General features: G+C 67.5%; 19 protein-coding genes. 3 read left to right on the top strand and 16 right to left on the bottom strand.

What is annotated here, in order from left to right; translation table 11 throughout:
- From NKH51_RS01410 to NKH51_RS01375, 8 genes are all read right to left on the bottom strand, one after another.
- On the bottom strand, positions 1–1,683 hold the full coding sequence (locus tag NKH51_RS01410; RefSeq protein ID WP_254763460.1) for a VC_2705 family sodium/solute symporter: 1,683 nt from the start codon (positions 1,681–1,683) through the stop codon (positions 1–3).
- A complete protein-coding gene (locus tag NKH51_RS01405) occupies positions 1,680–2,123 on the bottom strand; it encodes a DUF4212 domain-containing protein (RefSeq protein WP_254763459.1) in 444 nt (147 codons plus the stop codon). Before NKH51_RS01405 ends, NKH51_RS01410 begins: the two co-directional genes overlap by 4 nt.
- Positions 2,124–2,177: 54 nt before the next feature.
- Positions 2,178–4,157, bottom strand: a complete 1,980-nt coding sequence (gene acs / locus NKH51_RS01400) for an acetate--CoA ligase (RefSeq protein WP_254763458.1) — start codon at positions 4,155–4,157, stop codon at positions 2,178–2,180.
- 308 nt (positions 4,158–4,465) lie between these two features.
- Positions 4,466–6,682: a bacterio-opsin activator domain-containing protein gene (locus NKH51_RS01395; protein ID WP_254763457.1), complete on the bottom strand. Its 2,217-nt coding sequence runs from the start codon at positions 6,680–6,682 to the stop codon at positions 4,466–4,468.
- A gap of 124 nt (positions 6,683–6,806) precedes the next feature.
- A complete protein-coding gene (gene acs, locus NKH51_RS01390) occupies positions 6,807–8,801 on the bottom strand; it encodes an acetate--CoA ligase (protein WP_254763456.1) in 1,995 nt (664 codons plus the stop codon).
- Between the two features lie 87 nt (positions 8,802–8,888).
- Positions 8,889–9,389 carry a universal stress protein gene (locus NKH51_RS01385; RefSeq protein WP_254763455.1) on the bottom strand — a complete coding sequence of 167 codons (501 nt, stop codon included), beginning with the start codon at positions 9,387–9,389 and terminating at the stop codon, positions 8,889–8,891.
- Between the two features lie 139 nt (positions 9,390–9,528).
- Positions 9,529–9,960 carry a universal stress protein gene (locus NKH51_RS01380; protein WP_254763454.1) on the bottom strand — a complete coding sequence of 144 codons (432 nt, stop codon included), beginning with the start codon at positions 9,958–9,960 and terminating at the stop codon, positions 9,529–9,531.
- Between the two features lie 113 nt (positions 9,961–10,073).
- Entirely contained in the window at positions 10,074–10,784 is a 711-nt protein-coding gene (locus NKH51_RS01375) for a TOBE domain-containing protein (RefSeq protein ID WP_254763453.1), read from the bottom strand.
- 232 nt (positions 10,785–11,016) lie between these two features.
- On the opposite strand from NKH51_RS01375, the gene NKH51_RS01370 reads away from it, so the two are divergent.
- From NKH51_RS01370 to NKH51_RS01360, 3 genes are read left to right on the top strand one after another with little or no spacing between them, the layout of a single operon-like run.
- Entirely contained in the window at positions 11,017–12,024 is a 1,008-nt protein-coding gene (locus tag NKH51_RS01370) for a substrate-binding domain-containing protein (protein WP_254763452.1), read from the top strand.
- A gap of 50 nt (positions 12,025–12,074) precedes the next feature.
- Positions 12,075–13,064 carry an ABC transporter permease gene (locus tag NKH51_RS01365; protein ID WP_254763451.1) on the top strand — a complete coding sequence of 330 codons (990 nt, stop codon included), beginning with the start codon at positions 12,075–12,077 and terminating at the stop codon, positions 13,062–13,064.
- A complete protein-coding gene (locus tag NKH51_RS01360) occupies positions 13,061–14,026 on the top strand; it encodes an ABC transporter ATP-binding protein (protein WP_254763450.1) in 966 nt (321 codons plus the stop codon). Before NKH51_RS01365 ends, NKH51_RS01360 begins: the two co-directional genes overlap by 4 nt.
- Positions 14,027–14,061: 35 nt before the next feature.
- On the opposite strand, the gene NKH51_RS01355 is transcribed toward NKH51_RS01360, so the two are convergent.
- From NKH51_RS01355 to cbiG, 8 genes are all read right to left on the bottom strand, one after another.
- On the bottom strand, positions 14,062–15,366 hold the full coding sequence (locus tag NKH51_RS01355) for a PQQ-like beta-propeller repeat protein (protein WP_254763449.1): 1,305 nt from the start codon (positions 15,364–15,366) through the stop codon (positions 14,062–14,064).
- A gap of 2 nt (positions 15,367–15,368) precedes the next feature.
- Entirely contained in the window at positions 15,369–15,740 is a 372-nt protein-coding gene (locus NKH51_RS01350) for a DUF3209 family protein (RefSeq protein ID WP_254763448.1), read from the bottom strand.
- A 79-nt stretch (positions 15,741–15,819) separates the two neighbouring features.
- The gene (locus NKH51_RS01345; protein ID WP_254763447.1) at positions 15,820–17,052 is read right to left on the bottom strand and encodes a CbiX/SirB N-terminal domain-containing protein; all 1,233 of its coding nucleotides are present in this window, start codon (positions 17,050–17,052) and stop codon (positions 15,820–15,822) included.
- Positions 17,053–17,064: 12 nt separating this feature from the next.
- Positions 17,065–17,802 (bottom strand): cobalamin biosynthesis protein, encoded by a 738-nt coding sequence (locus tag NKH51_RS01340; RefSeq protein ID WP_254763446.1) that lies wholly within the window; start codon positions 17,800–17,802, stop codon positions 17,065–17,067.
- On the bottom strand, positions 17,799–18,065 hold the full coding sequence (locus NKH51_RS01335; protein ID WP_254763445.1) for a ferredoxin: 267 nt from the start codon (positions 18,063–18,065) through the stop codon (positions 17,799–17,801). Before NKH51_RS01335 ends, NKH51_RS01340 begins: the two co-directional genes overlap by 4 nt.
- Before the next feature lie 2 nt (positions 18,066–18,067).
- Entirely contained in the window at positions 18,068–19,102 is a 1,035-nt protein-coding gene (cobJ, locus tag NKH51_RS01330; protein WP_254763444.1) for a precorrin-3B C(17)-methyltransferase, read from the bottom strand.
- 8 nt (positions 19,103–19,110) lie between these two features.
- The gene (locus NKH51_RS01325; RefSeq protein WP_254763443.1) at positions 19,111–20,019 is read right to left on the bottom strand and encodes a precorrin-3B C(17)-methyltransferase; all 909 of its coding nucleotides are present in this window, start codon (positions 20,017–20,019) and stop codon (positions 19,111–19,113) included.
- Complete coding sequence (gene cbiG, locus NKH51_RS01320; RefSeq protein ID WP_254763442.1) at positions 20,016–21,008, bottom strand: cobalt-precorrin 5A hydrolase; 993 nt, start codon at positions 21,006–21,008, stop codon at positions 20,016–20,018. The genes NKH51_RS01325 and cbiG overlap by 4 nt, the downstream gene beginning before the upstream one ends.
- Positions 21,009–21,060 lie beyond the last annotated feature (52 nt).

The following is a 21,060-nucleotide window of genomic DNA, read 5'->3' as shown; positions in this document are numbered from 1 at the left end:
TTAGTCGTCCGCGGGGGTCTGGCCCCCGTCGGTGGCGACGTCTTCGGCGGTCTGCTGGCGACTCATCGGTTCGGGGCTGTGACACTGGCGGACGATCCGCTTGGTCTCCATATCGGGTTCGTCGGTCACCATCGAGACGACGATGGTGACGGCGAACACGACCGGGACCGCGATCAGCGCGGAGCCGATCGCGGGCACCCACTGTGCCAGCACCGGCACGTACGGTTCTCCGCCGCCCGTGTACGTCGGCAGCACCTCGTTGATCATCGGAATCGTCCAGATGGTCAGCCCGGTGAGCATGCCGGCGAGTGCGCCCTCGCGGTTCGTGTTCTCCCACCACATGCCGAGGAAGAACATCGGGAACAACACGGCACCCGCGAGCGAGAACGCGTACGAGACGAGCGCCGCGATCGGTGCCGCGGGGTTGAGCGCGGCGGCCGTCGTCAGGACGCCGAGCGCGACGATGCTCAGGCGACCGACCAGCACCTGCTGGCGCTGGGTCGCGTCGGGGTTGATGATGTTCGTGTAGATGTCGTGGGAGATGGCCGACGAGCCCGCGATGAACAGGCCGGCGACCGTCGCGATCGCCGCGGCGATCCCGCCCGCCGCGACGAGGCCGACGAACCACTGGGGCAGTTCCGCGAGCTGTGCGGCCAGCACGACGATAACGTCACCTGCAGCGCTGCTCATTCCGGGGTCGCCGTAGACCGGTCCGACGTTCTCCGCGAAGAGGTCGGTCCCGAACGCGGCGAACGCGGGCGCGCTCCAGTACAGCAGGCAGATGAAGAACAGGCCCCACACCGTCGACCAGCGGGCCGTCCGCTCGCTCTCGACGGTGTAGAACCGAACTAACACGTGCGGGAGCCCGCAAGTTCCGACGATCAGTGAGAAACACGTCGCGATCCATAAGTAGTAGCTGCCGCTCGAGAAGGGCTCGCTGAACTCAGCACCGAGCTGGTTGATCAGCGCCCCGTACTCGAGCTGGGGAAGCACCGTCGAGTACCCCTGCGTGAAGCCGACGACGTAGAGGCCGAGGATGAACGCAGCGATGAGGATGACGTACTGGACGGCCATGTTCTTGGTCGCACCCAGCATCCCCGAGATGGTCAGATAGCCGACCGTGATGGCCATCATGAAGACGACCATCGACTGGTAGCCGGTCAGGCCCGGCAGGCCGATGTCACCGAAGATGTAGAGCCCGACCAGGCCCATCCCGCGGGCCTGACCGATCGAGTAGACGAACCCGATGAGGAACGTCGTGATCGCCGCGATCGCGCGTGCGGCGTCGGAGTTGAATCGATCGCCGACGAAGTCCGGCGCGGTGTACTTGCCGAACCGGCGCAGCTGTGCGGCCATGAAGATCAGGAGGATGAAATAGCCCGTCGTCCAGCCGACGACGAACGCCAGGCCGTAGAAGCCCGACAGCGCGATCAGCGCAGCCATTCCGAGATAGGACGCCGCCGACATCCAGTTGGCACCGATCGCCATCCCGTTCTCGACGTTCCCGATGGATCGGCCGGCGACCCACATGTCCTCGGTATCGGCCACGCGGAAGACGAATCCGATCGCGAGGAACAACAGCAGCATCGAGAGGACCAGAATGGCCGGGCCGAGCTTGAACGAGACGTTCAGCCCCTCGGGGAGGAGCCCGCTCTGGAGGACGACTCCGGCAGCGCCCGTCATTCGTCGACCCCTCCGTCAGTCGCCGCGGCGTCCCCGCCGCGACCGGCCTCCTCGACCGTCCGATGTTCGATGCCGTACTTGTCGTCTAACGCGTCGCGCTTGCGAGCGTACCAGAACGAGAGGATCAGCGCGCCGGTCGGGGCGACGAAGGCCACCAGGAAGTAGTGCAGCGGGAAGCCGATCACCGGTAGCTCCGTCGTCATTACGCCGGGCGCGAGCCGCGTCAGCGTCACTGGCCCGAAGACGATGACGAACCAGATGGCGAACCCGGTCCAAACGATGCGCAGATGATCGCGCATGAACGTCGTACTCGGGTTCAGCAGGTTTACCTCCGAGCTGAGGTAGTCAGTGTTTCGGTGAGCCTGACCGGGCTGTCCGGCCACCCCACCGTCCGTTGCGACCTGTTCGTCGGTCGAATCGTGGCTGTGATTGTCTGCCATATGTTCGTGAATCGTGTGTTTTCGTCGCGTTCGTGTTCGAAAATCGAACGGTAGCTAGTCGCTCGACACCTGTTCTGCGATGTCGTCGACGACCTCCGGGTTGCGAAGCGTCGACGTGTTCCCGAGTTCGTTGCCGCTCGCGATGTCCTCGAGCAGACGGCGCATGATCTTGCCCGAGCGCGTCTTCGGCAGCTCGTGGGTGAAGACGATCTCTTCGGGCTTTGCGATCGGACCGATCGAGTCGAGGACGGCCTCCATGGCCTGTTCCTCGAGTTCGTCGTGTCGGTCCTCGTAACCGTCCTCGGGGATGGCGTAGACGTAGACCGCCTCGCCTTTGACCTCGTGGTCGCCCCCGACGACGGCGGCTTCGGCGACCCCTTCGACGCCGACGACGGCCGACTCGATCTCCATCGTCCCCAGCCGGTGGCCGGAGACGTTGATCACGTCGTCGACCCGGCCGAGGATGGTGATGTAGCCGTCCTCGTCGATCTTCGCGCCGTCTTCGGGGAAGTAGACCCACTCGTCGGTCTCCTCGTCGGAGTACTCCTGCCAGTACTCGGAGATGAACCGCTCGTCGTTGTCGTACAGGGTACGGAGCATGCCGGGCCACGGGTTGTTGACCGTGACGTAGCCGGCCTGACCGGCGTCGACCTCCTCGCCCTGTGCGTCGACCACGCGGGCGTCGATGCCCGGTAGCGGCGGCCCCGCGGAGCCGGGCTTCATGGTGTTGATTCCCGGCAGCGTCGTGATCATCATGCCGCCGGTCTCGGTCTGCCACCAGGTGTCGATGATCGGGCACTCCTCGTCGCCGATGTGCTTGTAGTACCACTTCCACGCGCGCGGATTGATCGGCTCCCCGACGGTCCCGAGCAACCGCAGGCTCGAGAGGTCGTGTTTCTCGGGGTACTCCGACCCCCACTTCATGAACGCGCGAATGGCCGTCGGCGCGGTGTAGAAGATGTCGACCTCGTTCTTCTCGACGATCTCCCACAGCCGGTCCTTCTCGGGGTAATCCGGCGTCCCCTCGTACATGACGCTGGTCGTGCCAAGCGCCATCGGCCCGTAGACGATGTAGGAGTGGCCCGTGATCCAGCCGATGTCGGCCGAACACCAGTAGGTGTCGTCGGCCTCGATGTCCAGAACGGCGTGGCTCGTCCACGCGGTGTACGCGAGGTAGCCGCCGGTGGTGTGTTTGACACCCTTCGGCTGGCCGGTCGTCCCCGACGTGTACATCAGGAACAGCATGTCCTCGGCGTCGCGGGAGACCGGCTCGACCGTCGACCCCTCGTGGTCGGCCACGAGTTCGTCGTAGTCGTGCTGGTTGTCCGCGAGTTCGTGTTCGAGTTCGTCGCCGAGTCGGTCGACGACGACGACGTCGGAGACCTCGTGCTCGACGCCCTCGAGGCCCTCGTTGGCCTTCGAGATGTGATCGAGCGCGTCGCCGCGGCGGTAGTAGCCGTCACAGGTGACGAGGTACTCGCTGTCGGCCGAGTTCATCCGCGTCGCGAGCGCGTCGGCCGAGAAGCCGGCGAAGACGACGCTGTGTGGCGCGCCGATGCGGGCACACGCCAGCATGGCGATCGGCAGCTCCGGAATCATCGGCATGTACAGCGTGACGATGTCGTCTTCCTCGACGCCGAGGTCCCGCAGCGTCGCGGCGAAGTCCTCGACCTCGTCCAACAGCTCCTCGTAAGTGTAGGTGCGCGTCTCGCCGAGTTCGCCCTCCCACTCGATCGCGACGCTGTCGCCGCGACCCTCTTCTACGTGCCGGTCGAGACAGTTGTACGACGCGTTCAACTCGCCGCCGGTGAACCACTCGTAAAACGGGGCGTTCCCGTCCTCGAGAACCGTATCGTACTCCTCGTCCCACGTGAGCAAGTCGGCAGCCCGCTCCCAACACTCCGGCCAGTTCTCCTCGAACTCGTCGTAGATCCCCGGATCCGTGACGTTTGCCTGCTCGACGAACGACTCGGGCGGCTCGAAGGCCTCCTGTTCCTCGAGTCGTGCCTCGAGTTCGGCGTTGTCCTGTGACATGGTACACTCACCCAGTCATCAACTATCATAGTAAAGCCGGCCTCTAGCTGTACAAAATCGACCCCATTCTCGGAGGAAAACATAGGGAATATTGACCATATTAGGTCCTGATAGACGGGCGGCGACCGTCACTCGCGGGGAAAATCGGCGGCGCGACGAATCGCTGCTCGAAGACCGACGGAGGAATGTGTGTATCGGCCCACATATTCGGCACGGACATCTAGAAGCTTAGTACCGAACAGGTCGCCGACCGAGAGATGGGGTGCCCGCCAGATACAGTGCATTCGCCCGCGCGCGACGAGACTGGTTCACTGCGAGCTCCCGTCCGGTTCGTCGAAGAACGTCCGGAGCAACTCGTGTTGGCCCTTCCGCAGGTGGTTGTGCAGCGTCGGCGACGAGACCCCCATCGCGTCGGCGACCTCCTCGGCCGTGCTCTCTCGAGGCCAGTCGTAGTAACCGCCGAAGTAGGCCGCCCGAAGCGCCGCCTCCTGGCGATCGGTAAGTCGATCCTCGAGCCCCTCCCGGAACTCGCGGGCCGTCTGGACGGCCCGTTCGGCCTCGCGTTTGCCCACCAGTTCGGAGTCGGGGAACGCGGTGCGCAGGCCGTCGACGATCGTCCGGAGGTCGGCGTCGGCCGCGCAGTCGCCGGTGATCGTCGCCGTCCCGACCTCGAAGGCCGCCTCGCGGACGGTGACGCCGTACTCGGTGAGCGTGACGACCGGGCAAGAGCCCTCGATGACGAACTCCACGCGCCAGCCCTCTTCGCCGGTCTCGACCAGCCGGCAGTCGTCGATTCCGGGATCGTCCTCGGCGAGGTCGAAGACGTCGGCCGGCGACGCCCCCTCGAGGCGGACGTAGTACAGCTGGGTCCCCTCTCCGAGCGGCACCAACGAGTCGAGTTCGAACCGGCAGTCCAGCCGCCGCGAGGCGTCGACGAAGAACGACCCGGCGTCGCGACAGGTGACCTCGAGTTCGGTCACCCGGTCCGACAGCAGGAGGTTCCGCCGGCGGACAGCGGCGATGGCGTAGCCGACCTGACGGCCGATCGTCGCCAGCCACTCGCGTTCGTCCTCGGCGAACGCGCCCGGCCGCTCGGTCGCGACCGAGAGCGTCCCGTAGACGGTGTCCCCGTAAGCGAGGGGCACCCTCCCGACAGCGCCCGCGAACGCGTCGCCGTCGACCGCCCCCGAGACGTCGTCCGCGACGGTCACCGTCCGCTCGCGCAGGTCGGTCTCGGCGTCCAACGCCGGCCGGTCTGCGGTCGGCTCGTCCTCGCGCCACTCTTCTGGGAGGAGCCGGCCGACTTCCCCAGATTCGATGCCGCTGGCCGCGCGCTGCTCCCGGCGGCGATCCCCGACCGTCGCCCGGTCGATCCAGGCGGCGTCGTAGGCGGTTCCGTCCGTCAGCGTCGTACAGGTCGCCGTTTCGACCTCCTCGTGATCGGTCGAGTCGAGCAACGCGTGGGTGACGGCCCGGTGTCGATTGGCGACGGTGTACAACCCCTCGAGTTCGTCCCGACGCTCGCGGGCGGCCTCGAGGTCCTCGTAGGCGGCCGTCGCGTCGCGGACGAAGACGGCAAAGCCGCGGTGGCGGCCCTGGTCGTCGCGCAGCGGCGAGACGACCTCCGTCGCGCGAAACCGCGAGCCGTCCTCGTGGACGCGCCAGCCCTCGGTTTCGGCGCCGGACTCCTCTATGGCCGCCGAGAGCGTCCGTTCGGGCTCCCCAACCTCGATGGCGTCGTCGGTGTAGAACGTCGAGACGTGCGTGCCGACGATCTGGCTGGCCCGGTAGCCAAACAGTGCGGCTGCGCTGCGGTTCCAGCGCTCGACGTAGCCGTCCGCGTCGAGGCGCACGAGCGCGTATCGGTCGCTGGCAGCCAACAGGAGTCGAACGACGCTGTCGTCGCTCACCGCGGGACCGGACCGGGACTCCCCGGGGTGGGCGCCCGACGGCCGCTCGACGGCGTCGAAGGCATCGACGAGCTCGGTGTCGGTCGGCTCGGGCAGGTAGGCCTCGAGCGCTTCGAAGCTGCGCCAGCCGCCCGCGGCCTTGACGACGCGGGGATTGATGTCGTGATCGACCAGGGCCGTGTGAGCGAAATATCGCCGGAGATCGCTCGTCGAGGCGTCCGCTAGAGACGGGTCGTCGAACAGGTCGCTCGCCCGGTCGGCGACGCCAGCGACGAGCATCTGGAGTCGGCGGGCCGTGACCGAGAAGACTCGATCCTCGGGCGAGAGATCGTTGCTGCGGGCGTACCGCCGGAGTTCGCGTTCGACGCGGGTGGGCAGGTACGCGGTTCGGTCGCGTCCTTCGTCGCCGCCCGGCACCCGAACCAGATACCGCGGCGGGTCGATCCGCACCTGCTCGATGTCGTCGACCGTCAGCCGCGTCAGTTCGGCCGGCCGAAGCCCCACATCCCCGCAGAGACGGACGACCAGCGCCTCGCGGTAGGTCTCGGCGGCGTCGAGAAGCGACTCGTACTCCCGGCGCCGCAGCACCGACTCCTCGGCTCCCTCGAGGCTCATGGTTCGCTCGTTCTGGCGACGCGAACATAACTGTGTCGCCGAGCGCGCCGATCGATACGTAATCCGCTGGTAGAACTGCGGCCGTAGTACCTGCGAGCGTTTCGTGAAAATTGAAACGGCGAAATCATCTGCCGCGCCCGTCGCCGTCGTCTCCGATTTCGGCCTGAATCTCGCCGACGATCTCGGGGTTACGAAGCGCGCTCGTGTCGCCCAGTTCCTCGCCGTTTGCCACGTCCTCGAGCAGGCGGCGCATGATCTTGCCCGAGCGCGTCTTCGGGAGTTCTGGCGTGAAGACGACCTCAGTCGGCCGGGCGATCGGTCCGATCGCAGACTCGATGTTCTCGAGGATCGCTTGGCGGATCGCCCCGTCGGGCTCGCGGCCGCGCTCGGTGCTGACGTACGCGTATATTTCGGTGTCGCCGGTCGCGCTCGAGCGGCCAACGACGGCTGCCTCGGCGACCCCGTCGACGTCGGCGATCGCGCCCTCGATCTCCATCGTCCCCAGCCGGTGGCCGGAGACGGTGATCACGTCGTCGACCCGGCCGAGGACGGTGACGTACCCGTCCTCGTCGACTCGGGCAGTGTCGCCGCTGAAGTAGCGCCACTCGTCGGCGTCCGGGTCGGAAAAGCGCCGCCAGTACTCCGTGACGAAGCGTTCGTCGTTGTCGTACAGCGTCCGAGCCATGCCCGGCCACGGCTGGGTGATCGTGAGGTAGCCGGCCTCGCCGGGGTCGACCGCCTCGCCCCCCGCATCGACGATCCGGGCGTCGATTCCGGGCAGCGGCGGCCCGGCGGAACCGGGCTTCATGTCGTCGACGCCCGGCAGCGTCGAGATGGTCACCGCGCCCGTCTCGGTCTGCCACCAGGTGTCGACGACCGGACAGTCGCCGCCGCCGACGTGCTCGCGGTACCAGTTCCACGGACGGGGACTGATCGGTTCGCCGACGGTCCCGAGCAAGCGCAACGAGGAGAGGTCGTGGCGCTCCGGATACTCGGCTCCCCACTTCATGAACGCGCGGATGGCCGTCGGTGCGGTGTAGAAGACGTCGACGGCGTTGCGGTCGACGATTTCCCAGAGCCGATCGCGGTCGGGATAGTCGGGCGTTCCCTCGTACATCACCGTGGTCGTCCCCAGCGCGAGCGGGCCGTAGACGATGTAGGAGTGGCCCGTGATCCAGCCGATGTCGGCCGCACACCAGTAGGTGTCCTCGGGCTTGACATCGAGGACGGCGTGGCTCGTCCACGCGACGTGTGCGAGATAGCCCCCCGTCGAGTGGACGACGCCTTTCGGTTCGCCGGTCGTCCCCGACGTGTACATCAGGAACAGCATGTCCTCCGCATCGCGGGAGACCGGCGCGACGGTCTCGCCCGCGAATGCATCGCGAAGCTCGTGGTAGTCCCACTCCTCGTCGCCGAGGACGTGGGGCAGGTCGTCGCCGAGTCGATCCACGACGACCGTCCGCACGTCTTGCTCGAGGCCGATACGGGCGTTGTCGGCCTTGCTCTTCTGGTTGAAGGCGTCGCCGCGGCGGTAGTAGCCGTCGCAGGTGACGAGGAACTCGCTGTCAGCGGCCTCCATTCGCGTTGCAAGCGCGTCCGCGGAGAGTCCGGCGAAGACGACGCTGTGTGGCGCGCCGATGCGGGCACACGCTAGCATCGCGATCGGTAACTCCGGGATCATCGGCAGGTAGATCGTCACCACGTCGTCCTCCTCGACGCCGAGGTCCCGCAGTGCGGCCGCGAACTCGTTGACCTCGACGTACAGATCCCGATAGGTGTAGGTCCGGCGCTCGCCCTGTTTGCCCTCCCAGCGGATCGCCGCGTGGTTCTTCCGCCCCGCCTCGAGATGTCGATCCAGGCAGTTGTACGCGGCGTTCAGCCGGCCGCCGGCGAACCACCGGTAGAAGGGGGCATCGGCCTCCTCGAGGACGGTGTCGTAGGACTCGTCCCACGAGAGGAGGTCGGCGGCACGCGTCCAGCAGTCCGGCCAGTTCTCCTCGAACATCTCGTGAATGTCCGGATCGGCGACGTTCGCCTGGGCGACGAACGACGCTGGGGGCCTATGGGCGGAACCGGTCGGCGCCGTCGCGTCCCGGTCCCACCCGTTCCGATCGTCCATTTCGTCCGAACCGTGGTCGGTCAGCGGAATAAACGTTCCTCCGAATCGCCGTGCGGTGGGCGGGTCGACGGGCGGCCCTGCTGCCAATCAGAGGTCGTCCTGTGTCGAGTCGATATCGGCCAGTTCCTCGGGATCGATCTCCTCGCCGGGTTCGCGGACGACGTAGACATCGTAGCGCTGATCGTTGGCGACCGGACTGCCGACGCTGGACTGGGGCGCGATGACCGAGCCCGCGTTCTCCGAGCCGATGAAGACCACGGAAGCTTCGACCTCACCGGCGACCCGCCGGATCTCTCGGACGACGTTCGTCGTCGACGTGGCGGTCGGCTCGTCCGAACTCACTCGCTCGGTCCGGAACGTCGCCTCCGGCGCGACCTCGTCGGCGCGACGCTGCATTCCCGCAGCGATCGCCTCCGCGTCGAACGGCTCGCCTTCCGTGATCCAGCCTCGAGCCCGCGCGTAGTCCGCGTCGTCGGGGATGACCGTCAGTACGACGACCTCCTCGTCGAGTAAGTCGCCGAACGTCGAGGCTCGCTCGAGTGCGTTCGTCGCCAACACCGATCCGTCGAAGGGAACAAGCAGTGACATACTGGTAGGTCACACGACAGTATAGGTAAGTGTTCTCCCTCCCCCATCCGGCCAGCGTTCTCACCGGCCGTTGACACCGGCCTCGGACGACGGCTCGCCGCCGCCGGCGGGGCGGTTCGGCGCCGAATCCGCCGGCCCGTCACTCGTCGGTTCCGACGACGAGCACCGTCCGGTCCGCCACCCGGACGACCCTGTCGACGGTGCTGCCCAGCAGCGCGCCCTTGAACGACGAGCGGCCGCGGGCGCCGACGACGATCACGTCGCTCTCGGTCTCGGCCGCGTACCCGAGGATCTCCTCGTGGGGCACGCCGGTTCGAACCGTCGTCTCGACTGCCACGTCGGACTCGCTCGCCGTTTCCTCGAGGTCTGCGAGCCACCCCACGGCACGCTCGCGGAGGTGCTGGCGGGCTTCCTCGGGATCGACGATGCCGGTGTCGTACTCGGTGCGATCGTCGACGACGGCGATGGCATACAGCGGCGCGTCGAATCGCTCCGCGAGCGCGACAGCGTGATCGACCGCGGTTGCCGCGGCCTCGCTGCCGTCGGTCGCGACCAGAATGGAGTCGTACATGCGAGTTGATACGGATCCCCACGAAAAAGACCTGTGGCTCTCGGCGCAGCGTCTCGTTGGTAGGCCCCGCATACGGCCGACACATACAGCGCCGAAACGCGGGTTTGGACGGACTAGCAGCCGTCCTCGAGCGCGACCCCACGCGCCGCGGTCGCCTTCACCGACGCGACGATCGATCGGCCGGGATCGAGGCCGAGCGCGTCGACGCTGCGGCGAGTGACCAGCGCCACGAGTTCGGCGCGCTCGTCGCCGTTCGAGGCGCTCTCGAGGGTGACGCCGACCCGTGCGACCGCGTCGCCGGCCTCGAGCCACGAGACGGTCCCCGAGAACTGGTTCCGGACGCTGGTCCCCTCGGCCCGCGGCGCGTCCGCGGGCGCGTGTAGGCTCACGGCGTCGGACCGGATCGTCACGGACGCGGTCGACGCGTCGGCCGGGACGACCGCCAGCACCTCGCCGACCGCCGTCTCGACGGTCGCGAGTTCGCCGTCGCGAGCCACGACCGGCCCCGACAGCACCGTCTCGTCGACGCGGGCGACCCCCTCGTAGGCCGCGACCAGCCGATCGAATCGCGCCAGCAGGTCCCTGGCCGCCCCCGTCAGGGAACTCCCGCCGCCGTCGGCCCCGCCGCGGGTGCGCTCGACCAGCGGACCGATCGCCGCCTCGAGTTCCACTACCCGCTGCTGGAGGCGGGGGTAGGATCGCTCGAGGGCGTCGGCCGCGCCGGACAGCGAGCCGCGGTCGTCGATCGCGCGCAACATCGCGACGTCGCTGCGATCGACGGCCACGTCGTCGATCCGCAGGTACGGGTCGAACTCCTTTTCCATGGGCAATAGTCGGTGACACGAATCGGCCGTTCGGGCGGCCGTTTGCGTCTCCGTTCGCGCTCGGACGAGAAGTTCGTTTTCATCGACCGAGCGGCGTTGGCTACCGCCCCGCGGTTTAGTGTCGAGCGGGCTGCCCGCTCGGCAAGCGCATTCGATCGAGGAATAGAGGGGTGCTCCGTGCAGATCGTGAGGGAAACGATTATACTCGTGCCAACGGAAGGGCGATATATCTATGTCGGAATATCGGAGTCGACGGGCGTTTCTGGCGGGGGGCGGGAGCGCGGTGGCGCTCGCCGTAGCCGGCTGCATCGGAGAGAGTGGCAGTAGCGACTCGATGATGATCTTCCACGCCGGGTCGCTCGCCCCGCCGTTCGGCGAGGCAGAACCGCACTTCGAGGAAGAACACGGCGTCGACGTCACGCGCGAAGCCAAAGGGTCGGTCGACTCGAAGAACAAGATTACCCAGCAAAATCGGAAAGCGGACGTGCTCGGTGTCTCCGACTTCCGGCTCATTCGCGACGACATCGTTCCCGATTACGGGGACTGGTACGCCGTCTTCACGACGAACTCGATGTCGATCCAGTACCGGGAGGACTCGCCGGGCGCGGACGACATCTCGAAGGACAACTGGTGGGAGGTGCTCAGCCGCGACGGAATCACGATCGGTCACTCCGATCCGGCGGTCGACCCCGGCGGCTACCGCGCGGTGATGACCCAGCAACTCGGCAAGGAGGAGTTCGAGGGCGAGCGACTGTACGACGAGGCCACCTACCGGAAGCTCCGCGAGAACTCGACGGTCCCGACCGGGACGGAGACGCATCTCGAGGGACAACTCGAGTCGGGCGAACTCGATTACGTGTTCTACTACCAGTCGATCTCCAGTACGTCGGGGAAACCGTTCATCGACCTGCAGCCGGAGGTCGACCTCTCGAAGGCGACCAGTACGTACGCGGACCACTACGCCAAGGCGGAGGTCGAGACCGATTCGGGGACGTACACCGGTGCACCCATCGCCTACGGCCTCACCGTACCGAGTGTTGCACGGTCACCCGAACTCGGCGCGAAGTGGGTCGAGTACTTCGGCACCGAACCGGGGCGGGAGATCCTGAAAAATCAGGGGCTCACCCCCGTCGACCCCATCGTCGTGCCGAAGAGCGGCGAGGACGCGGTCCCGGACCGCGTGATGGAGGTCGCCGGCGCGAAGTCGAACCTCGGTCCGCTCGAGCTCAGCGGATCGTAGACAGCCTCGCTTTGCGAACCGAAATCGACACCAAATGACACTCACAAAGGATGGCAACGGGTACTGAAACTGAGACGGGATTCGGGGACAGGAACATCGGACGAGCGCCGCTCGTGGCGGCGTTCATAGCCGTGCAGCTACTCGCGTTCGTCGCAGCCTTCCTGCTCGAGAGGCCGACCTGGTACGCGTTCTTCATGGTGGGCAGTGCGGCCGTCACCGCCTACGCGCTCGACGGGTCGCCGTTCACCATCGCGACCGCGACCGCCGGGAGTCTCCTCATGGTCGCACTGGGGCTGCCGCTGTTCCTCTTCGTCGCGCGACAGTCCCCGTCGCTCGTTCTGGAGAAGGCACTCGACCCGGACGTGCAACGCGTGCTCTATCTCGGCGTCTACGGCCCGCTGTTGGCGGCGGTTCTCAGCCTCCTGCTGGGCGTCCCGCTCGCGCACCTGCTCGCGCAGGGATTCGCCGGCCAGCAGTTCGTCGAAAGTCTCGTCGACCTCCCGCTGGTCGTTCCCCACTCCGTCGCGGGCATCATCATCCTGTTCGGCTTCGGCCAGAACGGCGCATTTCCCCGGCTGTCGGTGCTCGGGACGATGGTCGGCATGGTGCTCGCGATGACGTTCGTCGCTGCACCCTACGCCGTGAACACGACTCGAGAGGCGTTCGAGACGATCGACGTGCGTCTGGAGTACGCCTCCCGCATTCACGGCGCGAACCGCTGGCAGACGTTTCGCCGGGTGACCGGTCCGCTCGCGGTCCGAGGCATGATTACCGGCGGCGTCCTCGCGTGGGCGCGGGCCGTCTCGGAGTTCGGAGCCGTCGCCGTCGTCGCCTACAGCGTCTCGTTCTTCTACCCGCCCGCGGGCGGACAGGTGACCGCACAACACGCCCCCGTCTTCGTCTACAACTCGTACCTCCAGGGCGGACTCGACGAGAGCGGCGCGGTCGCGTTCCTGCTACTCGGGGTGTCCGCGCTGGTCTTCCTCGTCGTCAGATATCTCACCGACAGCAACGCGACCGGCGGAGGGATATCCCGATGAGCCTGCGCGCCGATCTCAGGGCGACGTTCACCGCGCAAGGGGCCGAGACGTTCACCGTCGACGCCGCGTTCGCCGTCGAGCGCGGCGAGAGCCTCGTCGTCCTCGGCCCGAGCGGCAGCGGCAAGACGCTGCTGCTCGAGGCCGTCGCCGGCTTTCACGACCACGACGGCACCGTGACGCTCGACGAGCGACGGCTCGACGACCGGCCGCCGGAGCGGCGCGGCTTCGGGTTCGTCTTTCAGGACTACGCGCTGTTCCCGCACCTCTCGGTCCGGGAGAACGTCGAATACGGCGTCCGCTACCGCGACGAGACGCGCGATCCCGACGAGTTGCTGGCCGAACTCGGCGTCGCGGCTCTCGCCGACCGCTACCCGCCGACGCTCTCCGGCGGCGAAAAACAGCGAGTTGCGCTCGCCCGCGCACTCGCCGTTCGGCCCGACGTCATGTTGCTCGACGAGCCGCTGGCCGCGCTCGACGTGCCGACTCGACAGACGCTGCGGGCCGACCTAGCAGACATCCTCGCGGATGTCACCAGTGTATACGTGACGCACAACCGGACGACAGCACGTGCGATTGCGGATCGAATTGCCGTAATGCGGGATGGCCACGTGGTCCAGATCGGAACGCCGGAAGACGTTTTTCAACGCCCTGCATCGCCGATGGTCGCCGATTTCACGGGATCGAACGCGATCGCGCTGTCGGCTGCGCCGTCGCTCGCGGACGCACTCGGACGCGAGGGGCCGTCTGACGAATACGCGGCGATCCGGCCGGAAGCAGTTGCAATCGACGAGACTGACGGTGACGTTTCGGGAGTCGTCGAACGGGTCGTCCGCGAAGACGCGACCAACAGGGTGACGATCTCGTTCGACGAAACCGCCGTCGAGGCGTTCGCCGACGACCCTCCGACCGTCGGAGCAACGGTCCGGCTGACGTTTCCGCGACCCGACCTCCATTACTGTTGAATTGTCTGTGGGCCCTCGAGGGGCACCGATCGACGCTACTCGAGCGAGGCGACCCGAAGCGCGTATTCGCCGCGGGTCTCCCCCTCGTCGTGGTACCGCACCGGTTCCTCGATGGCGGCGACGGTGCCGTCGGCGACGGCGGCCGCCGTGGCGATGCCGTCGAACCGCTCGCGACCGCCCGCGCCGGACTCGAGGTCGAAGCAACTGATGGCGTGCGTGTCGGGATCGCGCACGCGGAAGTTCTGCGCGCAGGGGGCGACGAGCCGATTTCCGTCGGCCGCGAGCCCGTGGACGAAGCCGCGGACCGCGTCGTCCCACAGCGGGTCGCCGTCGGCGTCGAACGCGGCGACCCGGTGTTCGTTCGGGTGCCGGTTCTCGGTCTCGCGGCTCTCGACGGCGTAGGTGTTGCCGGTGACGAACGCCACCCGGGCGTCGTTCGCGTAGGCGTGGTTCGGGTACGCGTACAGCGTCTCGCCGTCGATTTCGGTCTCGACGGCGAGGTCAACGCTCCAGCGCTCGGCCCCGCCCGGACCGAGCAGGTAGCCGCGCTTGTCGCCGTGGCTCGAGACGGCGATCGATTCCCCGTCGACGGAAACGTCGCCGATGCGGCGGTCGCCCTCGGTGCCGGGGTCCCACGTCCACGCGAGCTCGCCCGACGCCGTCTCGAGAACGACGAGTCCGGTGTCGTGGTCGCCCAGACAGCGGTTGTAGCCCACCGCGAGGCGGTCGCCGTCGCCGTCGAGATCGAGCGCGATCGGCGAGGCGTCGGTCTCGTGAGTCCACCGGATCGATCCGTCGGCGTCGAACGCGTAGACGGTGCTGTGCCACTGCCGGGTCTCCCCGTCGCGCTCGTAGCGGCGCGCGGCCGCGTAGAGCACGGCGTTTCCGTCGGCGTCGGTGCCGGCCTCGAGCGCGACGACGTAGGGTAGATAGAAGACGGTGTCTTCGACCGCCTCGCCCACGTCGGCGACGGTGTCGTAGCGCCAGCGCCGGTCGCCCGTCTCCGCGTCGTAGGCCGCGATCGTCCCCGTTTCGCCGCGGCCGGCGACGACGATCGTCTCGGCCTCGTCTCCGTCGGCGTTCGCGTCGCCCCTGTCCTCGAGCGACGCGATCCCGACTGCGTGGTCCGGATGATCGGCCGTCCAGCGCGCCTCGAGGGAGTCGGCGTCGCGGGCGGTGACGGTGCCGTCCCACTCGCCGGTGACGACGAGGTAGCCGGACGCGGCGATGCAGACCGCAGAACGGGTCCACATATGCCGGCTGCGGGCGGGTTCGATCTCGCCGAGCGGGACCGATCGGAACCTGGGCTCGCGATCGGTATCGGTTGCAGTTTCGCTCATCGTCACTCCTCGACCGGGAACGTCTCGTGGAGGGTGTCGTGAGCGTCGCCGAGTCCGTCGACGATGTGCTCGCCCTGTGCGGACAGCCGCTGGACCGCCCGCTCGGCGTCGCGAACGGCGAGCAACCGCCCCCGCGTGTAATCGTATTCGGGGTCGTCGCTCTCCATCGCGGCGACCTCCTCTTCTAGATCGACCAGCGCCGCATCGAGGTGGCGCGTTACTTCCGCGAGGCTGTCGGCCTCCGCGAGCCCCTGGATAGGGCCCTCGAGGTGACCCTCGAGTTCCTTTTCCGCGTGTTCGCGAGCGCTGTCGTCCCCGACGCCGAGGACGCTCATCAGTCCGAGTCGCAGTGCTTCGATTTCGTGGCAGCTCATGGGTTATGTGTTGAATCGAGTTCGTATCTGCAGTCAGTTGGCGTGCTATTCGATGAGGATACTGCGATAATTTGCGCGGCTACAGCGTCTGATCGACGAGGTCGCTGACGATGCGGTCCCGATCGAGGTGGTCGGCCACGATCCGTTCGGCGTCCGCGCCCGCCACGTCGCCGTACCAGATCCCGTCCGGGTAGACCGCGACCATCGGCCCGTCGCCACAGCGCCCCAGACAGGACGACCGCGTGATGCGGGCGTCACAGTGCTCGGAGTCGCGGGCTTCCTGGCGTAAGCGCTCGAGGACCGCCGGCGACCCCTGTTCGGCGCAGGTCTGGTTCAGACAGACCGCGACGTGTTTTTCGGGCGCGTCGTGGCTGTGGGGCTCGTCGTCGACGTCCTCGCGGTCGGCGTGGGCCTCCTGGTGGGCGAGCGCGCGGAGCATCGCCCGCGCGCCGCCGACGTCCTCCTCGTAGCCCTCGAGGTCGACCTTGTACTTGCACGTGTCACAGGACATCTCGACGCTCCCCGATCGCGCCTCCTGCCAGCGGTCGGCGAAGACATCGAGCAGCCGCGAATCCGTGCCGAGCGGGTCGCCGGCGAGCGCGTCGACGTAGGGGTAGTCCGCGTCGAAGTCGGCGGTCCAATCGCGCACCCGCTGGGTGAGGACGCCGTCGCCGAGCATATAGGGCAGGACGACGACCGCGTCTGGTCGGTGCTTCGAGAGTCCGTGGAGGCTCTCCTCGAGCGTCGGCTCGGTGACGCCGATAAAGGACGCCTCGACGCGGTCGAACGCGCGGCCCTCGAACAGCAGCCGAGCGAGTTTGTGTACGTCGCCGTTGGCGTCCGGGTCGCTCGAGCCCCGGCCACAGACGACGACGGCCACGTCGTCGTCCTCGCGGTCGACGCCGAGGTCGCGCTCGACGGCGGCAGCGCGGTCGTCCAGCAGGTCCAAGATTGCGGGGTGGACGCCGAGATGCGCGCCGTTTCGGATCTCGAGGTCGTGTTCGGCGCGAGCCTGCTCGATCGCCAGCGGCACGTCGTTTTTGACGTGGCTCGCGGCGAACAGCGAACAGTGGACGACGGTCACGCGCTCGGCGACGGGCGCGAGCCCCGCGAACGCCTCGTCGATCGCCGGCTCCGCGAGTTCGAGGAAGGCGGCGTCGACCGGAATCCCGAGTCGCGACTCGAGGTCGGCGGCCAGTTCGCGCACCTGTTCGTTGGATTTCTCGCGTCTGGAGCCGTGGCCGACCAGCAGGACGGCTTCGTCGTCGAAGCCAGCGACCGCCGCGGACATGGTCTCGTCGGGTGTGCTCATCGATCGTCGGTCTCAGGCCGCCTCGCCGTCGTACGCCGACGCTTGCTCGAGGCTCCGCTCGAGTTTGCGCCGGCGACTCGGGGCGAACAGTCCGGTTTCCTCACAGTTCTCGTAGAGCCACGTGCCGAAGGCGGGCGCGGCGTCGTCGTCGACGCCGAACCAGTAGCCGCCCGAGGACGTCTCGGAGAGGTCGTCGACGGGCGCGTCCACGGGAGACTCCGAAATCACGTCCTGTGCGAACTCGAGCAGCTCCCGGTCGTCGTGAACGAACGAGATTCCCACGGTGCCCGTCGAGGACTTGAAGCAGATGGTGCCACAGCCCTCGAGCAGCCCCGGCAGGAGTTCCCGATCGTGGTTCACGAACGCGCCGAAGCGGTAGTTGCCGCGGCCGTCGACGGGAAGGCCCAGCGCGCCGCTGCGGCCGAGCAGTCCCGACTCGTCCGTTTCGTCGTCCTCGCTGCCATCGCCGCCGATCGACAGCGTGTACTCGTCCTCCGTACGCGTAATCGAGGTGTCGTGAGCGTAGTCTCGAGTCGTCATCTCGTGCTCGAGATCGCCGCCGGCGACGGCCGCAAGCACCTGCGCGGACGCCTCGTCGTTGGTGGCGACCTCGATCACACTGTCGGCGACGTCGCCGCTGCCGGCGACGTGCCCCCAGAAGTACGCCGTCGCGGGGTGGCCGGCGAGGGGGTCAGACGGGACGGCGACCTCGAGGGCGCCGTCGTCGGTCGTCGGCCCCGCGTCGCTCATTCGCCCACCTCCCGGACGACGATGGCGTCCGTCGGGCAGGCCGCCGCGGCCTGCTGCGCTTCGTCGATGCGGTCGTCGTCGAACGTCGCGACGACGCGCTCGGCAGTGTCCGTGACCTCGCCCTCGCAGTCGTAGACCGGATCCGCGTTCGGGTCGATCGTCGCGAGGCCGTCCGCGCCCTCGACGAACCGTGGGTCGCGGGTCAGACAGGCGAAGATGCCGTCGCAGGCGTCTTTCTCGATGGTGACTTCGTATCGTGCCATCGTTAGTAATCGTACTTCGTCTCGTAGCCCCGCGGCGTGACCATCCGGTCGTCCCAGACGTAGGTGTCCTCGGTGCCGACGACGATCGTCGTCGTCATGTCGATGAGCTCGCTCTCACCGAGGTCCTCGAGTTCGGCGAGTTCGGTGATCATCACCTGCTCGTCCTCGCGGCCGGCACCGTGGACGATGCCGACCGGCGTGTCGGGGTCGCGGTGGGTCAGGAGGATCTCACAGCACTTCTGGAAGTTCTCTCGGCGCTTGCGGCTCCACGGGTTGTAGATCGTGATCGTGAAGTTCTCGCTTGCGACGGAGTGCAGCCGCGATTCGATCTCCGGCATCGGGACGAGGTGGTCCGACAGCGAGACCGAGACGGTGTCGTTGACCAGCGGCGCGCCCAGCCGGGCCGCACAGGACTGGGCCGCCGGCACGCCGGGAACGACCTCGAAGTCAACCATCGAGGCCGTCGCGCCCTTGGACTCCAAGATCTCGAGTGCGAGTCCGGACAGCGCGTAGACGTTGGGGTCGCCGCTGCCGACGATCGCCACGTCGTTGCCCGCGAGCGCGCGATCGATCGATTCCTCGGTGCGGGAGACCTCGCCGCACATCGGCGTGTCGTAGATATCGTCGGCTTCCTCGGTGATCTCGTCCGGGATGAGCTCGATGTAAGTCGTGTAGCCGACGATGTGGTCGGCCTCGAGCAGCGCCGCCTTCGCGCGGTCGGTCATCCCTTCCGGGTGGCCGGGGCCGAGACCGACGGCGATCAGCTGCCCGGGCTCGGCATCGAAGTCGTCGACCGTCGCGCCGACCTCCTGCTCGTTCGAGCCACCATCGTCCGAACTCGAGGCGCCGCAACTCGAGGCCGAGGAACTCGCACTCGAGGATGCGCCGCACGTCGAGGTACTCGAGTCGTCGGTGTCGCTGGTGCTCGAAGCTCCGCATTTGGACCTCGAGGGCTCGGTGCTGGCCTCGCCGTTCGAGGAGGCACCGCACTTAGAAGTCGATTCGTCGTCAGCGTCCGCATTTGTGTCCGTACTCATGGTTGGGTTCAGAAATCGTCGACGTCACGCCCGCCGCGCGGGGTGACGAGGTACGTTCGGTCGTCGTTGCGCCAGGTCTCGGTCTCGTGGGTGCCGATGAGCAGCGAGGTGCCCATCCCCGACACCTTGTCGTCGTGGTCGACGGCCTCGCCGAGCGTCGTGATGAACTGGCTCTCGCCGTTGCGGCCGGCGTCCTCTCGGCCGGCGTCGTTGACGATGGCCACGTAGGCGTCGTCGGTCCGCTCCTCGCGGACGATCTCGACGGCCTTCTCGTAGTTTCGCCAGCAGTTGTAGAGGACGATCACGAAGTCGCTGATTGCGGCCGCGCGCAGCTTCTCCTCGATCTCGTCCCAGCCGCGCCACTTGTCCGACAGCGAGACGGTACAGAAGTCGTTACACAGCGGCGCGCCGACGTTGGCCGCACCGCCCAGCGCCGCGGTGATGCCGGGGACGATCTCGATGGGAACGTCCGTGGCGTCCTCCGCTTCGGCCATCGTGAAGACGAGGTCGGACTTGCCGTACACGGAGGGGTCACCGCCCGAGACGTGGGCCACGTCCTTTCCCTCGCGCACGTAGTCGAACGCCGCGCGGGCGAGTTCGATCTGCCGACCCATCGTCGAGCGGACGATCTCCTGCTCGAAGCCGTCCTCGCGGTCGCCTTGGGCTCGCGCTGCGGTGTCGCCCTCGCGGACGGCGACACCGTCCTCGTCCGTCTCCTCCTCGGGCAGGAGGGTGCCGTCGGCCCGCAGGAACTCCTGATAGAGGCTCGAGGCGATGACCACGTCTGCGGACTCGATGACCTCCTTCGCTCGCGCGGTCATGTGGTCGGGCAGACCGGGGCCGATCCCGACGACATAAAGCGTGCCGTGGTCGTCGGGCGTGCCGTCGCCGCTGGTAGCTGCATCCTCGACGTTCATCGACCGATCGCCACCGTGACCTCGTTCTCGTAGCTCACCTTCTCGAGGACCAGTTCCTGCTCGGCCCCGCCGGCGATCGCGCTCGCCTCGGAGACGCCCGGCCAGCCGATCAGCTCCTTCGATTTGGAGGGCGTCGGCCCCTCGTGTGCGAGCAGCGTCTCCTTGTCGAAGGCAACGACGCCCAGATCGAGTTCCCGTGCGGCCTCAAGCAGCCCCTCCTCGTCTTCCTTTCGCGTCGCAGTGCCGACGAACTCGACGTCCGCGACGTCGTAGTCGGTCCGCTCGAGGGCGTCCTCCCAGGCGGCGAGGAAGGCCGCTTTGCTCGCGCCGGAGACGCTGCCGGTACCGAGCACGACGCCGTCGTCTTCGTTGCGCTTGAGCACCGTCACGTCGTCGCCGACGAGGACGGCTCTGGGCCCCTCGAGTCGGGCGACGGGACCGAGATCGTCGTCCAGCACGGCGAGGTTCGTCTTCACCGTCGAGTCGCCGTTGACGACGTGGGCGTCCATCGCCTTCGCGCGGGACTCGACACCCTGCTTGCCGGCCGCTTCGGAGGCGGTCGTCATCGCCGGAACCGCACCCATCGTCGCCAGATCTTGCGCGACCTGATTCGCGCCGTGGTGCCCGCCCGTGATCGGGATCGCCCACGTGAGTTCCTCGTCGACGACGCAGATCGCGGGGTCCTCCCACTTGTCGTCGAGCAGGTGGGCCGTCTTCCGCATGGCGATCCCCGAGGCCATCAGCCCGACGAAGCAGTCGTACTCGCCCCAGTGTTCCTCGAAGACGTCGCCGTGGTACTCGAGGATCTCGATCGCCTCGTAGCGATCCTCGAGTTCGGCTTTGATCTCCTCGGCGGTGTCCATCTTCCGACCGAAGGAGACGATCGCGATCTCCTCGGCGACCTCGCCGTCCGAATCCGGCGTCGAGCAGTGGCCGCCGCCGGAGTCCGATTCGTCCGTCGTATCCGTGTTCTCAGTTCCTGAACTCATTGTGAAACCTCTCTCGTGCCGAAATCGTCCTGTCCACGTGCTATCGACCCGT

The organism is Natrinema marinum (genome assembly GCF_024296685.1).
Taxonomy (GTDB): domain Archaea; phylum Halobacteriota; class Halobacteria; order Halobacteriales; family Natrialbaceae; genus Natrinema; species Natrinema marinum.
Note: the sequence above shows the minus strand (reverse complement) of the source record. Positions and strands in the feature narration are given on the sequence as shown.